Origin of the sequence: Mesorhizobium sp. ESP-6-2, from assembly GCF_020164675.1 — a bacterium.
Taxonomy (GTDB): domain Bacteria; phylum Pseudomonadota; class Alphaproteobacteria; order Rhizobiales; family Rhizobiaceae; genus Mesorhizobium.
The window spans coordinates 76,876-92,008 of sequence record NZ_JAIUGT010000016.1 but is presented as its reverse complement, the minus strand read 5'-3'; the positions used below and the strand labels follow the sequence as shown (position 1 = coordinate 92,008).

Annotated in this window: 12 protein-coding genes; 3 read left to right on the top strand and 9 right to left on the bottom strand. The window is 64.3% G+C overall.

Features of this window, described 5'->3' with window-relative positions; genetic code table 11:
• Positions 1 to 138: 138 nt before the first annotated feature.
• From LB532_RS29875 to LB532_RS29850, 6 genes are read right to left on the bottom strand one after another with little or no spacing between them, the layout of a single operon-like run.
• Entirely contained in the window at positions 139 to 921 is a 783-nt protein-coding gene (locus LB532_RS29875; protein ID WP_140643939.1) for a carnitinyl-CoA dehydratase, read from the bottom strand.
• Entirely contained in the window at positions 914 to 2,992 is a 2,079-nt protein-coding gene (locus LB532_RS29870) for an acetate--CoA ligase family protein (protein ID WP_140643941.1), read from the bottom strand. Before LB532_RS29870 ends, LB532_RS29875 begins: the two co-directional genes overlap by 8 nt.
• A 3-nt stretch (positions 2,993 to 2,995) precedes the next feature.
• The gene (locus LB532_RS29865) at positions 2,996 to 4,159 is read right to left on the bottom strand and encodes an acyl-CoA dehydrogenase family protein (protein ID WP_140643943.1); all 1,164 of its coding nucleotides are present in this window, start codon (positions 4,157 to 4,159) and stop codon (positions 2,996 to 2,998) included.
• Between the two features lie 4 nt (positions 4,160 to 4,163).
• On the bottom strand, positions 4,164 to 5,258 hold the full coding sequence (locus tag LB532_RS29860; protein WP_140643945.1) for a carnitine 3-dehydrogenase: 1,095 nt from the start codon (positions 5,256 to 5,258) through the stop codon (positions 4,164 to 4,166).
• 2 nt (positions 5,259 to 5,260) lie between these two features.
• Positions 5,261 to 5,884: an HD domain-containing protein gene (locus tag LB532_RS29855; protein ID WP_140643947.1), complete on the bottom strand. Its 624-nt coding sequence runs from the start codon at positions 5,882 to 5,884 to the stop codon at positions 5,261 to 5,263.
• Positions 5,885 to 5,906: 22 nt separating this feature from the next.
• Positions 5,907 to 6,824 (bottom strand): 3-keto-5-aminohexanoate cleavage protein, encoded by a 918-nt coding sequence (locus tag LB532_RS29850; RefSeq protein WP_140643948.1) that lies wholly within the window; start codon positions 6,822 to 6,824, stop codon positions 5,907 to 5,909.
• Between the two features lie 79 nt (positions 6,825 to 6,903).
• On the opposite strand from LB532_RS29850, the gene LB532_RS29845 reads away from it, so the two are divergent.
• A complete protein-coding gene (locus LB532_RS29845; protein ID WP_140643950.1) occupies positions 6,904 to 7,884 on the top strand; it encodes a GlxA family transcriptional regulator in 981 nt (326 codons plus the stop codon).
• Positions 7,885 to 7,941: 57 nt separating this feature from the next.
• Here the strand turns inward: LB532_RS29845 and LB532_RS29840 are convergent, their stop codons facing one another.
• Together LB532_RS29840 and xylA are read right to left on the bottom strand one after the other, a co-directional pair.
• Positions 7,942 to 8,151, bottom strand: coding sequence for a hypothetical protein (locus LB532_RS29840; RefSeq protein WP_140491096.1), 210 nt, complete (start codon positions 8,149 to 8,151; stop codon positions 7,942 to 7,944).
• A 308-nt stretch (positions 8,152 to 8,459) separates the two neighbouring features.
• A complete protein-coding gene (xylA, locus tag LB532_RS29835) occupies positions 8,460 to 9,785 on the bottom strand; it encodes a xylose isomerase (RefSeq protein WP_140643952.1) in 1,326 nt (441 codons plus the stop codon).
• Positions 9,786 to 9,895: 110 nt separating this feature from the next.
• On the opposite strand from xylA, the gene LB532_RS29830 reads away from it, so the two are divergent.
• Complete coding sequence (locus LB532_RS29830; RefSeq protein WP_140643954.1) at positions 9,896 to 10,258, top strand: nuclear transport factor 2 family protein; 363 nt, start codon at positions 9,896 to 9,898, stop codon at positions 10,256 to 10,258.
• A 196-nt stretch (positions 10,259 to 10,454) separates the two neighbouring features.
• Here the strand turns inward: LB532_RS29830 and xylB are convergent, their stop codons facing one another.
• Entirely contained in the window at positions 10,455 to 11,909 is a 1,455-nt protein-coding gene (xylB, locus tag LB532_RS29825; protein ID WP_140644052.1) for a xylulokinase, read from the bottom strand.
• Between the two features lie 441 nt (positions 11,910 to 12,350).
• Here xylB and LB532_RS29820 point away from each other — a divergent pair, with 441 nt between their 5' ends.
• The gene (locus LB532_RS29820; protein WP_140643956.1) at positions 12,351 to 15,047 is read left to right on the top strand and encodes an autotransporter outer membrane beta-barrel domain-containing protein; all 2,697 of its coding nucleotides are present in this window, start codon (positions 12,351 to 12,353) and stop codon (positions 15,045 to 15,047) included.
• Positions 15,048 to 15,133: the final 86 nt, after the last annotated feature.

The following is a 15,133-nucleotide window of genomic DNA, read 5'->3' as shown; positions in this document are numbered from 1 at the left end:
TCCGCTTCACCGCCATCGCAAATCCCTCCGAGCAATAATCGAAGTGAATCACAATGCCAGAATTGCGCAACAGGCCCCTCTTGGGGGAGATGCCCGGCAGGGCAGATGGGGCTGCTTGGCGCTGTCATCTCCGCAGAGTCACTTCCCCTTCCAAACCGGGTCGCGCTTTTCGGCGAAGGCCCGAAAACCTTCCATGTTGTCCTCAGAACCATAAAGCGCGTCCACCGTCGCTAACTGCCGGCGCGTCACTTTGTTCATCGCGTCCTGGAAAGTCAGCGCTTCGGCTACACGCGCGGTTTCCTTGATCGCGGCGAAGACAAGCGGCGGGCCGCTGGCGAGCAGGCGGGCGATCTCCCAGACGCGGTCCTCCAGCTTCTCCTTCGGCAGCACCTCGTTGACCAGGCCCCAGCGATGGGCTTCCGCCACATCCATCCAGCGGCCAGTGAGCAAAAGGTCCATGGCGACATGATAGGGGATGCGCTTCGGCAGCTTGATGGTCGCGGCGTCGGCAAGCGTGCCGGCGCGGATTTCGGGCAATGCGAAGGAGGAGTGATCGGAGGCGTAGATGAGATCGCAGGACAGCGCCAGCTCGAAGCCGCCCCCTACCGCCATGCCGTTTACGCAGGCGATGACAGGCTTGTTCAAGTCGCGCAGTTCCTGCAGTCCGGCAAAGCCGCCGACGCCATAGTCGCCATCGACGGCGTCGCCGCCGGCTGCGGCCTTCAGGTCCCAGCCGGCGCAGAAGAACTTGTCGCCGGCGGTCTTGACGATGGCGACGCGCAAGCCGGGGTCGTCGCGAAACGCCTTGAAGGTCTCGCCCATCAGCCGAGAGGTCTTCAGGTCGATGGCGTTGGCCTTGGGCCGATCGAGCGTGACCTCGAGGATCGAGCCTTCACGGCGGGTCGAAATGACGTCAGGCATTCTTGTTCTCTCCCAGCACCAGAAGCGCGTCGGCGATCCAGGCGCCCTTGCCTTCCGCGCAGACGATCAGCGGATTGATGTCGAGTTCCTCGATCTCGCCGGCATTCGTCTGCACGAAGGCAGCAATGCCCGCGATGGCGTCGATGGCAGCCTGGACGTCGGCCCTGGGCCGACCGCGGTAGCCTTCGAGCAGCGGGAACAGTTTGAGGCCGCGAAGTGCTGCCTCGATGTCGTCGCGTGTCGCCGGCAGCATCAGGGTGACGCTGTCGCGCAGCAATTCGACCAGCACGCCGCCGGTTCCGAGCGTCATCACGGCGCCGAACATTGGGTCACGGGTGAAGCCGACGATCAGCTCGGCAACGCCGTCGCGCACCATGCGCTCGACATAAAGGCCTGTGCCGAGCGGCAAAAGATCGTGCGCCGCCGTGCTGACGGATTCGGCGTCCCTAAGATTGAGCCTCACGGCGCCGACCTCGGATTTGTGGGTGACACCCAGCGCCTTCAGGGCGACCGGGAAGCCGAGCGCCATGGACGAGATCACCGCCTCGACGGCATTGCCGGCGCGCTCGCCCTTGGGCACCGGCAGCCCGGCCTTGATCAGCCGCGCCTTGGCTTGCGCCTCGTCGGGCGTCACATGCTCGCCGCCGGCAGCACCGGAGGCGGAGGTGTCGACCGGCTGTGCCTGCGGCTCGCGCCAGGCCCAGCCGATGAAGGCGGCCGCCTGGGCGGCGTCCATCGCCTCGGAAATGCCGAACAGCGGCACCATGCCTCGCGCCATCAGCTCGGCGGTGTATTCCTCGGGCAGGTTCTCCGGCAGCGAGGAGACGATCGCACCATGCGCCTCGTTGGTCTTGAGCGCCGATTCGAAGGCGCGCAGCGTCGCCCACCAGTCGGTCACCGAGCAGCGGTCCGGGCGCGGAAAGTCGAGCACCAGCATGTTGAGGTCGAAGCCGCCCGACACCATGGCGGTGAAGGTGGCCGTCATCGCCGGCTCGTTGTTCCAGATGAAAGTGTGGTAGTCCAATGGATTGGCGACCGCGACCAGCGGCCCGAGCGTCGATTTGACATGGGCACGGTGGCTGTCGGTCAGAACCGGGAAGTTGACCCAGCGGCCTTCGGCGCTGTCGGCCATGACAGAGGCTTCGCCGCCCGAACAGCTCATCGATGACAGGCTGTAGCCGGGCAACGGACCGGTGATATGCAGCAGCTTCAGCGCCTCGATGAAGGCGGGGATGGAATCGACGCGCGCGATGCCCAGGCGTTTCAGAAAGGCCCCGGACGCTGCGTCCGAGCCGGCGAGCGACGCGGTGTGCGAGACGGTCGCTTGCCTGGCCTGTTCGGAACGACCGACCTTCATGGCGATGATCGGCTTCTTTAGCTCGCGCGCCCGCGCCGCCAGCCTTTCGAAGCCGGCTACCGAATCGAAAGCCTCGATATGCAGGCCAAGCGAAGTCACCCGCTCATCCTCGATCAGGCCGAGCGCCATTTCTGAGAGGCCGGTCTGCGCCTGGTTGCCGGCGGTCATCAGGAAGGCGATCGGCAGGCCGCGCTTCTGCATCGTCATGTTGATGGCGATGTTGGAGGACTGGGTGATGATGGCAACGCCCTTGCCGCCCTCCTCCAATCGGATGCCGCCATGCTGGTCGGGCCACAAAAGCGCGCCGTCGGCATAACTGATCAGCCCATAGCAATTCGGCCCGATGATCGGCATCTGGCCGGCGGCGGCGACCAGTTCGGCCTGCAGCCGCTCGCCATCCGCGTCATAGGCTTCGGTTTCGAGGAAGCCGGCGGCAAAGCAGACGGCCCCGCCGGCGCCGCGTTCGGCCAGGGCCTTGATCACTTCGATGGTCAGGTGTCGGTTGACGCCGACAAAGGCGGCGTCCGGTGCGCCGGGCAGGTCGGCGACCGAACGATACGCCCTGCGGCCGGCGACCTCGTCCTTGCTCGGGTGCACCGGCCAGATCTCGCCGGCAAAGCCCATCTTGATCGACTGTGCCACGACCGCGGCGGCCTGCGCGCCACCGAACACGGCGATCGATTTAGGGCGCAGAAGACGTTCAAGCTTGTGCATGGATCAGGCCCCGAACGGGCGCAGCAGCGCTCGCGAAATGATGTGGCGCTGGATTTCCGACGTGCCTTCCCAGATGCGCTCGACGCGGGCATCGCGCCAGATGCGCTCCAGCGGCAGGTCGTCCATCAACCCCATGCCGCCATGGATCTGGATGGCTTCGTCGGCGACGAAGGCGAGCATTTCGGTGGCCTTCAGCTTGGCCATGGCCATGTCCTGGTCGGTGACGGTACCCTGATCGTACTTCCAGCCGGCTTCGAACACCATCAGGTCGGCGGCCTTCAGTTCGGTCGCCATGTCGGCGAGCTTGAACGACACGCCCTGGAACTTGCCGATTTGCTGGCCGAACTGCTGCCGCTGCGCGGCATATTCGACCGCGTGGCCAAGCGCCCGCTCGGCACGGCCGAGGCATGTGGCGCCGACCTGCAGGCGGGTGGCGCCGAGCCAGGAATTGGCGACGTCGAAACCCTTGTGGGCTTCGCCCAACACCTGGCTTGCCGGAAGGCGGCAATCGTCGAATTCGAGGATGGCGTTGGTGTAGCCGCGATGCGAGACGTTGCGGTAGCCGTCGCGCACCGTGAACCCCTTGGTGCCCTTGTCGACGAAGAAGGCGGTAATCTTCTTGCGTTTGCCACGCGGCGAATCCTCTTCGCCCGAAGCCATGAAGACGATGGCGAAGTCGGCGAGGTCGGCGTGGCTGATGAAGTGCTTGGTGCCGTTCAGCACCCAGTCGCCGCCATCCTGAACGGCCGTCGCCTTCATTCCGCGCAGGTCCGAACCGGCGCCCGGTTCGGTCATCGCCAGGCAATCCCATTTCTCGCCGCGGATGCAGGGAAACAGGTATTTTTCGCGCTGCTCCGGCGTGCCGGCCAAAAGGATGTTGGAGGGGCGCGCGACGCAGGTCCAGTGCAGCGCGTAATTGGCGCGGCCGAGTTCCTTCTCGTAGAGCAGCCAGGTCACCGTATCGAGCCCCGCGCCGCCGACATCGGCCGGCATGTTGGCTGCATAGAGCCCCGCTTCGATCGCCTTGGCCTTCAGTTCCTCGATCAATTCGCGGCGCAGCACGCCGGTACGCTCGACTTCGCGCTCATGCGGATAAAGCTCATTCTCGACGAAGGCGCGCGTCGTCTCGACAATGAGCTTCTGTTCCTCCGACAGACCGAAATCCATGGTCTCAGCCTTTCTTCTTTTTCTTCGGCTTTTCGGCTTTCTTCACCGGCTTCGATGCCTTCGCCTTCTCGGCCGCCTTGGACGCAGCCGGCTTTTTCGCCGCCAGCTTGGCCAACTGCCTCGTATAGGCCTTGTGCAGGGCGCCGGCGCCCCAGCCCTTGCCCTTGTTCTGCTTCGAGAGCGCATCCATGATTGCGACCAGATTGTCGTCGCGGATCTTTTCCAGTTCGCGGATCGACAGGCCATGCGCCTGGTCGTCCGACTGCGTGGCGATCAGGTCGACCAGCTCGTCGTTGAACTCCGGTACGTCCATCAGCTTGGTCCACGGCCATTTCAGGCAGGGGCCGAACTGAGCCATGAAGTGGCGCATGCCGGCTTCGCCGCCGGCGACGCGATAGACCTGGAACATGCCCATCTGCGCCCAGCGCAGGCCAAAGCCATAGCGCATGATGTCGTCCAGTTCCTCGACGGTGCAGATGCCGTCCTTGATCAGCCACAGCGCCTCGCGCCAGGCGGCTTCCAGCAGTCGGTCGCCGACGAAGGCTTCGATCTCCTTGCGGATGACGACAGGTTTCATGCCGATCGAGGCATAGATTTCCCTGGCGACCTCGATCGCCTCGGGAAAGGTCTGGTCGCCGCCGACGATCTCGACAAGCGGCAGGAGATAGACCGGGTTGAATGGGTGGCCGACGACCAGCCGCTCCGGATGCTTCTTCATCGCAATCTGCATGTCGGTCGGCTTGATGCCTGATGTGGACGAGCCGACGATGGCGTTGGCCGGCGCGTGAGTGTCGATCTCGGCCAGCACCTTGTGCTTGAGGTCGAGCCGTTCCGGCACGCTTTCCTGGATGAAATCGGCGTCGGCCACCGCTTCGGCAATGGTCTTGGCAAAGGTCAGCCTGCCTTCTTTTGGCAGGCCTCCGGGAACCATCTGCTTGTAGGCGCGGCGCGCGCCCTTCATCACTTCCGAGACCTTGCGCGAGGCTTCGGGATCGGGATCGAAGATCGACACGTCGATGCCGTTGAGGAGCAGCCGCGCCACCCAGCCGGCACCGATGACACCGCCGCCGATAGCGGCCGCCTTGTTGATGATGCTCATTGTCAGGCTCCGGTTCTTTTGCTGGCTGTTTGTGGATCCGACAGAGGCACGCGCTCGCCCGCACGGATCACCGATGGGTCGTAGGCCTTGCGGGCGAAGACTTCGAGCACGAAAGGTCGGAAGAACTCGATCGGCAGCGTCTCGTAGTCCGGATCGAAGCTCGACTGGTCCCAGCGCTCGCAAAACTGGTCGCAATCGTCGAAATAGGCATGGCCGGCGAAGCGGTCGCGCGCGTGGCGGTTGCCGCCGAGATGATGGGCGTAATACAGGCGCTGGAAATCGCCGTGCTTTTCCACCACCCAGGTGCATTGCTCGCGCACGAAGGGTTTCAGAATCGAAGCGGCGTATTCGTCGTGATTGTAGGGCGCGTAGATATCGCCGATGTCATGCAGCAAGGCGCAGGCGATCCAGTCGGTGTCGGCGCCATCACGCCAGGCCCGCGTCGCCGCCTGCAGCGAATGGCCGAGCCGGGTGATCTTATAGCCCGACAGGCCCTCGTCGAGCTGCACCAGCGCGTCGAGCAGCCGCTCGCCGGTCCTGGCGGCATAGTCGATCTCGTGCGCGGTCAGGAATTCGTAGTCTTCCCTGTCGCCATCCTTCATCGCCGTGAATTTTACGGTAGCCATATCGACCCTCCCTGCGAATAATCTATGCCGCCAGCGGCGCCCGCTTGGTCAGGTTCAGCTTCTTGCGCACCTCTTCCGGGCCGAGGATCCTGGCGCCGAGATTGGTGACGATGCTGGCCGCGCGTTCGACCAGTTGCGCATTGGTGGCCAGCACGCCCTTGTCAAGCCAGAGATTGTCTTCGAGCCCGACGCGGACATTGCCGCCGGCCAGCACCGCGGCGGCGGCATAGGCCATCTGGTTGCGGCCGATGGAAAAGGCCGACCAGCTCCAGCTCGACGGCACGTTGTTGGCCATGGCCATAAAGGTGTTGAGGTCGTCTGGCGCCCCCCACGGCACGCCCATGCAGAGCTGCACAAGCGCATCCGGCTTCAGCACCTTTTCCTCGACCAACTGCTTGGCGAACCACAGATGGCCTGTGTCGAAGGCCTCGATCTCCGGCTTGACGCCGAGCGCGGTCATCATGCCGCCCATGGCGCGCAGCATGCCGGGCGTGTTGGTCATGACATAGTCGGCCTCGGCGAAGTTCATGGTGCCGCAGTCGAGCGTGCAGATCTCCGGCAGGCACTGGCGCACATGCTCCATGCGGTTGGTGGCGCCGCCCATGTCGGTGCCCTTTTCATTCAGCGGCAGCGGCGCCTCGGGCGAGCCGAACACCATGTCGCCACCCATGCCGGCGGTGAGGTTCAGCACCACGTCGACATTTGCCTCGCGGATGCGCTCGGTCACTTCGCGGTAGAGATGAACGTCGCGCCGGGGCTTGCCGGTTTCGGGGTCGCGGACATGGCAATGCACGATCGCCGCACCCGCCTTGGCCGCGTCGATGGCCGAATCGGCGATCTCTTTGGGCGAGCGCGGCACATGCGGGCTGCGGTCCTGCGTGCCGCCGGACCCGGTCACGGCACAGGTAATGAAAACCTCACGGTTCATCGCAAGCGGCATGGAACTCTCCTCCCAGTCGAAACAGGCGCCAAGCATCGCCCGGCTTGCCGAAAACTGCTTTGCGTTTTACGAAGCTTCCATGACTAAAAACGAAAAACTGACGATCTTTCGCGCCGAGCGGTCGCCGCTCAAGGTGACGATGCTGGTGTTTTCCGGCTCGTCCATCATGTGCGTGGCCTCGGCGGTCGACCCGCTGCGCGCCGCCAACCGCATCTCCGGCGAGACATTGTTCGATTTCAAGCTGGTTTCCGTGACCGGCGAGGCGCCGGTCACCACTTGCGGCCTGCCAGTGGCGGTCAGCGGCCGCTTCGATGCGGCCGAGCCGACCGACGTTCTTGTCGTCGTCGCCGGTTTCGGCACGCAGAATTATGCGACGTCGGCTTTGCTCTCGGGCCTGCGCCGCGCCGCCCGTTCGGCGCGCGCCTGCGGCGGCGTCGAGGCCGGCACCTGGCTGGTCGCGCGCGCCGGCCTGCTGGAAGGACGCAGCGCCACCACCCATTGGGAGGACATGGAGGATTTTTCCTCGGCCTTCCCCGGCGTCGATGTGCGGCCGGACCGCTATGTCATCGACGGGCCGGTGTTCACCTCGGGCGGCGCGTCGCCGACCTTCGACCTGATGCTGCATCTCGTTCGCACGCGCCTCGGCATGGCGGTGGCGCTCGATGTGGCCAGCGTCTTCATCTACGATCAGGCCCGTGCGGCCACCGACGCGCAGCCCCTGGTCTCGCTTGGCCGGCTCGACGGTTATGATCCGCGCCTGGCGCAAGCCATCCGGCTGATGGAAGCGCATGTCGACCAGCCGTTGACGGTCGCCGCCGTGGCAAAGCGCGCCGGGGTTACGGCGCGGACGCTGGAGAGCATCTTCCGCAAGTCAATCGGCGAGACGCCCGGCGCCTACTATCTCAGGCTGCGCCTGGGCGCTGCGCGGCGGCTGGTGATCGACACCAGGGTGGCGATGGCCGACATTGCCGGGCGGACCGGATTTTCATCCGCCGCGGCATTTTCGAGGGCGTTTTCAAGAGCTTTCGGTGAAGCCCCGGTCAGGCTACGCCGGGGTTGATGTACATGTCGCGCAAAGCATGCCCACGGGCTTGACCCGAGGGTGGGAAGCGGTTGATCAGGCAGCGTTCTGCCGGTCGCCGCCACTATCGATCTGCGAGCGCATCTGTCTTGCCAGATGGGTCTCGAAACGGCTGGCAACGGCGCGGTCCCATTCGTTGGAGCGGCGCGCACCATCCTTCGGATGCGGCATTGCCATCAGCCGGTCGATGATCGACCCGGCCTCGCCATTTGAGAGCAGGGCGTCGATTTCACGTTCGTTCTGCATATCGGTTCGCCTCCTTCTTCCTCTCCCGCCACGAGCCCTTCTTATAGGAGATTCGTGACGGCAGTTTGAAGGCAAGAGAGAGGCGATTGGGGGGGCGTCAGTGGGCAAAACCTTGTCGTCGGTTCCGCACTGGCGCAAAGCCCTTTCACCCGGTCTCGGCGCCACCCTCGTCCGCCCGCCGGCACCTTTCCCGTTCAATGGCGAAGATGGCGGCAGGCAGATAAGCGCTACGCCGGGAACTTCTTCCCGCGAAGCGGCGTGGGTAAGCGGAACGGTGGCTGAACGACCCGCCGCCCGCCTTTCATCACTTACACGTAACGGTTGACGATGTTTTCCAGCAGTTCCTGGCGGCCGGAGCGCGGCTGCGGTTCGATCTTCTTCTTCACTACGCGCTCGGCGATGTCCTCCAGCGTACGCTTGCCGGCTAGCATTGCTTTGGCCTCGGCGCTGTTCCAGCCCGCGTAGCGCTCGGCGAGCGGAGCCGAGAGCGCCTTGTCCTCTATCATCTTCGCTGCCGCCTTCAGGCCGCGCGCGCATGAATCCATGCCGCCGATATGGCCGATCAGCAGATCCTGCGGGTCGAGCGACTGGCGGCGCAGCTTGGCATCGAAATTGGTGCCGCCGGTCTTGAAGCCGCCCGCCTGCAGAACCTGGTAATAAGCCAGTGCCATCTCCGGCACGTTGTTGGGGAACTGGTCGGTATCCCAGCCCGACTGGTAATCGTTGCGGTTCATGTCGATCGAGCCGAAGATGCCGAGCGCGTTGGCCAGCGCCAGCTCGTGTTCGAAGGAGTGGCCGGCGAGGATGGCGTGGCCCTGCTCGATGTTGAGCTTGACCTCCTTCTCCAGGCCGAAGCGCTTGAGGAAGCCATAGACGGTCGCGACATCGTAGTCGTACTGGTGTTTTGTCGGTTCCTGCGGCTTCGGCTCGATCAGGATCGTGCCTTTGAAGCCGATTTTGTGCTTGTAGTCGACGACGAGGTTGAGGAAACGGCCGGCCTGCTCCTGCTCGCGGGCAAGGTCGGTGTTGAGCAGTGTCTCATAGCCCTCGCGTCCGCCCCAAAGCACGTAATTCTCGCCCTTCAGCCGCTTGGTGACGTCGATGCAGCTCTTCACCGTCGCCGCCGCATAGGCAAACACATCCGGATCCGGGTTTGTCGCGGCACCCGCCATGAAACGGCGGTGCGAGAACAGGTTCGCCGTGCCCCACAAGAGCTTGACGCCCGTCTGCTTCATCTTGGTGGCGAAATAATCCGCGATCTCGTCGAGGCGGGCGGAACTTTCCGAAAAATCCTTGCCCTCGGGCCGCACGTCGGCGTCGTGGAAGCAGAAATAGGGCGCGCCGAGCAGCGAGAACATCTCGAAGGCTACATCTGCTTTCAGTTTTGCCAGTTCCATCGTATCGACGCTGCCGGCCTTGGGGAACCACGGCCGATCGAAGGTCTGGCCGCCGAACGGATCACCACCCGGCCAGGCGAAGGAATGCCAGTAGGCCACGGCGAAGCGCAGATGGTCTCCCAGCCGTTTGCCGGCCACCAGCTCGTCCGGGTTGTAGAACCGGTAAGCCAGCGGATTGGTCGAATCCGGCCCCTCATATTTGATCTTCTGGATGTCGCCGAAAAAGCCGCTGCTCATGGATTTCCTTCCTCTCCGAAATGGCTCCGCCTGATTACCTCAGGCGTAATTGGTTCCGTTCGTCCGTTGGGTGAAAAGGGTCATGTCAAAGCCAACGAAGGAGACAGATCATGACCGATCTCAACAAGATCGCCGAAAGCTACATCATCGCCTGGAACGAGAGCGACGCCGCGCGCCGTCAGGCGCTGCTCAAGGCGACTTTCACCGAAGACGTCAGCTATCGCGATCCCATTATGCAGGGCGACGGTCATGAAGGCGTCGCGGCGCTGATCGAGGGCGTGCAGCAGCGCTTTGCCGGCTTCCGCTTCTCGCTGAAAGGCACACCGGACGGGTTTGCCGACAAAATCCGCTTTTCCTGGAACCTCGGCCCGGAGGGCACGCCGTCCGTCATCGAAGGCACCGATATCGGCATCATCGAAAACGGCCGCCTGAAGAGCATCACCGGCTTCCTCGACAAGGTGCCGACGCAGTGAGGCTTGCTGTTAGGATAGGCGCCAGGCGCCCCCCTCCGGCCTGCCGGCCATCTCCCCCTCAAGGGGGGAGATTGGCTGTCGCGCAGACCTTCGCCAACGACCAACGTAGAAAGAAATGAGGCATCCCCAAACCCGCCGATCTCCCCCCTTGAGGGGGAGATGCCCGACAGGGCAGAGGGGGGCGCCTGGCGCCTGCTCACGCCGTTGCCGCCCTGATCGCCGGATAAAGCCCGCGGTAGCGCTGGTAGGCATCGGCGAATGCACCATCCAAGCCAGCATCCGGTTCGATCGTTGCATCGGTCCTCGGCGCCGTGCAGACATCAAGCGGATCAGCGTCCGTCGCTGCGATCAGGCCGAGCCGGGCGGCACCGAAGGCGGCGCCGAAATCGCCGTCGGCGGGAATGTCGACAGGCAGCTGAAGCGCGGTGGCGATGGCCTTCAGCCAGTAGCGCGAGCGCGAGCCGCCGCCGATCGCCGTCACACGCATCAAGCTCGTGCCTGCTGTCTTCAACGCCTCGAGGCTGTCGCGGAAGGCAAACGCCACGCCTTCCAGCACGGCCTGGGTCAGCACGGCGCGGCTCGATTCATGCGCCAGTCCGGTGAAGGAGCCCCGGATGACGGAATCATTGTGCGGCGTACGCTCGCCCGAGAGATAGGGCAGGAAGGACACGCCGGTCGGCGCCTTCAGCGTATCGCCCAGTTCCGATGTCAGTTCGCCTGCGCCCTTGCCGGTAATCTCGGACAGCCAATTGAGCGAATCGGTGGCCGACAGGATGACGCCCATCTGATGCCAGGTGTCGGGCAACGCGTGGCAGAAAGTGTGGACCGCGCTTGCCGGGTTGGGAAGATAGGAGGCATTGGCGGCAAACAGCACGCCCGACGTGCCCAGCGACACGAAGGCATGGCCGGCACGCACCGTGCCCATGCCGCAGGCGGAAGCCGCATTGTCGCCGGCGCCGCCGGCAATCGGGATGCCGGCTTCGACGCCCCATTTCGATGCCAGCTCGCCGCGCAGCCCACCGGCCTTCTGCGTACCCTCGACCAGGGATGGCATGTGCTTTTCGTCGATCGACGTGGCTGCGAGCAGGTCGGCGGACCAGCGCCGCTTCCCAACGTCGAGCCAGGAAGTGCCAGCCGAGTCCGACATTTCCGAAATATGCTCGCCGGTCAGCCACAGCCGCAGGAAGTCCTTCGGCAGCAAGACTTTCGCCACCTTGGCGAAGACGGCGGCTTCGTTGTTCTTCACCCAGGCGAGCTTCGGCGCGGTGAAACCGGGAAAGACGATGTTGCCGGTCAGTTCGCGAAACCGCGGATCTGCGTCGAGCGCGGCTGCCTCGGCATGGCTGCGCGTATCGTTCCACAGAATGCAGGGGCGCAGCACCTTGTCAGAGGCGTCAAGCAAGGTGGCGCCATGCATCTGACCGGACAGGCCAATGCCTTTCACCGCCGCGAACTGCCGGGGATGGGAGGCCTTCAGTTCGGCGATCGCGTCTTCGCAGGCGCGTAGCCAGTGGGCTGGATCCTGTTCGGACCAGCCGGGATGCGGCCGCGAAACGTCGAGCGCGCCATGGCCGGAACCGATGACGGTCTGTTCGGCATCGATCAGCAGCGCCTTGACGCCCGACGTGCCCAGGTCGAGGCCGAGATACATGGTTTCCTCCCCTGCCATTATTTTTTTCGGATCTCGAAAAAATCTGGCCGAGCCAGTTTTTAAGCCAAGATCCGTCGCGGGTCAATTCTCTGACAAATCGGCCGCGCATCGCGAAAACAATGCCGACAACGGACTGTCCGGCCGCGCCAGCGCACGCGCCGCCGCCAACACGCTTTGGAGCGTTGGCGGGGCGCACGCCAAGCGCCAATTCTGGCTCAATCAAAGCACAGATCTGTCCGGCCCGTTTTCCAGTTCATCAACCATGACGCGCAGATTAGGCTTTGTAAAACGGAACGAATTGTGTCTTCATTGCGGCGCAGGGTGGGGGCTTGCAAGCGCGAATCTTGGAGGGACGCGGTGCGGCGCTTCGAAAACAGGCTTCCGAATGGCGGTTCGGAAGCCATCGCTAAATTAGTTGTTCTGGAACGGCATGTTCCGTTGATGTTTCATCCTCGGATGCTTGGCGTTCTTGCCGCGGCGTCGCTGGCGTTGCTGCCCAATTCCGCGGCCTTCGCCGCATGCCTGCTCGTTCCGACCGCCGGAAACGACACCTTCATCTGCGACAGCGGCGATTCGGGCGGGAGTCTCAACGATCTGAACGGCGACAACAGGCTGACCTTTCCCGCCGGCGGCACCGGCCAGGTGAGCGGTAATGTCACCTTCGGCGTCGGTTCGGACCGCATCGACATGCAGTCCGGTACCATCACCGGCACGGTCGACCAGGGCGGTGGCGCCGATTTCTTCACCATCGGCGCTGGCACCGTCGTCGGCAATGTGCAGCAAGGCTCGGGCATCGACGACTTCAACATGAGCGGCGGCCAGATCGGTTCACTCAACCAGGGTGATGGCCTCGACACCTTCACCATGACGGACGGACGCATCGTCGATTTCTTCGACGATGGCGACCATGCAGTGATGACCGGCGGCCGCATCGGCCGCGTGAACATGAAGCTCGACCAGAACTATTTCAACATGTCTGGCGGCACCATCGACCGCAACCTCGTCACCGGCTTCGACAAGGACACGATCATCCTTTCGGGCGGCACGATCGGCGGCAACATCAGCGTCAGCGGCGGCAATGACAGCGTGACGATTACCGGCGGCACGGTCGGCGGCGACGTGCTGATGAGCTTCGGAGCCGACAGTTTCGTCTGGGACGGCGGCGGCGTCATCTATGGCGCTGTCGACCTCGGCGCCGACAACGACACGGCAAAGCTGAGCAACCTGACCAATTCCAATCTGGGCGGCGCCGATGCGCTGAATGGCGGCCTCGGCACCGACACGCTGAGTTTCGACAACGTCAAGCTCAAAGGCATTAGCCGGGTGCAGAACTGGGAGAGCATCGACGCCACCAATGACACCGAACTCACGCTGGACGGCAATCTCGTACTGGGAGACAGCGGCACCGGCACCGGCTCGCTCAACGTCGATGCGGCAAGCACGCTCTATGGCGGCGGCTTCAACGCGTCGATACAGGCCTTTACGGCGGGCCAGCTTGCGGACGTCGTCAATGCCGGCCGCATCGACCTGACCAACGGCAGTACGGGCGCGACGGATCGGCTGACGATTTCGGGCAATTACACCGGGCTTGGCGGCCTGCTGCTCATCCAGACAGAGCTCGGCGATGATTCCTCGGCCTCGGACAGGCTGGTGCTGTCGGGCGGCACGGCTTCCGGCTCGACCGGCATCGGCGTGGTCAATGTCGGCGGCGCGGGTGCCGAGACGACGCAGGACGGCATCATGGTCGTCCAGGCGGTCAATGGCGCCACCTCCAGCGCCAGCGCCTTCGCGCTCGATGCGCCGGTCGCGGCAGGCGCCTTCGAATATTATCTGTTCAAGGGTGGCGTCACCGCAGGCAGCGCGGAGAACTGGTATCTGCGCTCGTCGTTGATAACGCCGACATCGCCGGCCGCGGCGCCGTCGGCACCGACACTTGCGCCCCAACCGGTGCCGCCGGAGACCGAACCTCCGCCGCCTCCCTCTGCATTGCCGCCAGTGCCAGTGCCGTCCGAAGGCGACATCAACAATCCGCCGGTCGATCCGACGCCGCCGGTGCAGGCCAGCGATCCGGAGCCCGAGCCTCCGCCACCCCCGCCGGCGGCGCCGGCGGCTGATCCGCCGCCGCCGCCCCCGCCCGTCCCGACTGCGGTGCCCGATCTTCCGACGCCCGCGGCAGGGGAGGAAATCCTGCTCTACCGCGTCGAGGTGCCGGTCTATTCGGCGGTGCCGCCGGTGGCCGAGCATCTGGCGATGACCACGCTTGGCACTTTTCATGAACGGCGTGGCGAACAGAGCCTGTTGTCGAACACCGCACTTTCTCCGGTCTGGGGCCGTATCTTCGGGCAGGACGCGAAGATGGGTTGGTCGGGAACGGTTTCGCCGTCTTTCGACGGCACCCTGTTCGGGTTCCAGGGCGGCTTCGACGTGTTTGGCCGGGAAACCGCTTCAGGTGGCGTCGACCGTGCCGGCCTGTTCATCGCCTATGCCAGCATGAATGGCGATGTGCGCGGCCAGGCGCTGGGGCAGAACGATCTGGGCGTCGGCGACATCGATCTCGGCGGCACCAGCGTCGGCGGCTACTGGACCCGTATCGGTCCCGGGGGCTGGTACGTGGACGGCGTCGTCATGGCCACTTTTTTCAGCGGCGATGCGACCTCGACCCGCGACATCGGCATCGATGTCAAGGGAACCGGCGTCACCGCTTCGCTGGAAGGGGGCTACCCGATCGCGCTGGCGCAAGGCTGGACGCTCGAGCCGCAGGCGCAACTGATTTGGCAGCATCTGTCGCTCGACGATGCCGAGGATCGCTTCGCGTCGGTTTCATTCGATCTCGACGACAACGTCACCGGGCGTCTCGGCCTGCGCCTGCAGGGCGAGACGACATTGAACGGCACCGCGCTGCAACCTTACCTCAAGGCCAATCTCTGGCACGGTTTCGGTGGCACGGATCACGTCAACTTCGACACCACCGACATCTCGACCGAAAGCCGCTCGACCTCGTTCGAATTCGGCGGCGGCGTGATCGCCAAGGTGACGGACAAGGTCAGCCTCTTCGCCACCGGCGACTACACCACCAATCTCGGCGGCGACAAGCGGCGCATCCTCGAGGGCAATCTCGGCGTCAGCATCAAGTGGTGAGACGCGCTGTTTTCGTGCGCAAAGTCGGCGCTGCCCCTCATCCGCCGGCAGGCAGGTGAGGGGCAGCGCTGACGCTGTGCGTTGAG

Excerpts from the sequence above, each read along its gene's own strand:
- LB532_RS29830 (WP_140643954.1), top strand. The coding sequence starts at position 9,896 with ATGACCGATCTCAACAAGATCGCCGAAAGCTACATCATCGCCTGGAAC.
- LB532_RS29850 (WP_140643948.1), bottom strand. The coding sequence starts at position 6,824 with ATGCCGCTTGCGATGAACCGTGAGGTTTTCATTACCTGTGCCGTGACC.
- LB532_RS29860 (WP_140643945.1), bottom strand. The coding sequence starts at position 5,258 with ATGAGCATCATCAACAAGGCGGCCGCTATCGGCGGCGGTGTCATCGGT.
- LB532_RS29870 (WP_140643941.1), bottom strand. The coding sequence starts at position 2,992 with ATGCACAAGCTTGAACGTCTTCTGCGCCCTAAATCGATCGCCGTGTTC.
- LB532_RS29875 (WP_140643939.1), bottom strand. The coding sequence starts at position 921 with ATGCCTGACGTCATTTCGACCCGCCGTGAAGGCTCGATCCTCGAGGTC.
- LB532_RS29820 (WP_140643956.1), top strand. The coding sequence starts at position 12,351 with ATGTTTCATCCTCGGATGCTTGGCGTTCTTGCCGCGGCGTCGCTGGCG.
- LB532_RS29865 (WP_140643943.1), bottom strand. The coding sequence starts at position 4,159 with ATGGATTTCGGTCTGTCGGAGGAACAGAAGCTCATTGTCGAGACGACG.
- xylA (WP_140643952.1), bottom strand. The coding sequence starts at position 9,785 with ATGAGCAGCGGCTTTTTCGGCGACATCCAGAAGATCAAATATGAGGGG.
- LB532_RS29845 (WP_140643950.1), top strand. The coding sequence starts at position 6,904 with ATGACTAAAAACGAAAAACTGACGATCTTTCGCGCCGAGCGGTCGCCG.
- LB532_RS29840 (WP_140491096.1), bottom strand. The coding sequence starts at position 8,151 with ATGCAGAACGAACGTGAAATCGACGCCCTGCTCTCAAATGGCGAGGCC.
- LB532_RS29855 (WP_140643947.1), bottom strand. The coding sequence starts at position 5,884 with ATGGCTACCGTAAAATTCACGGCGATGAAGGATGGCGACAGGGAAGAC.
- xylB (WP_140644052.1), bottom strand. The coding sequence starts at position 11,909 with ATGTATCTCGGCCTCGACCTGGGCACGTCGGGCGTCAAGGCGCTGCTG.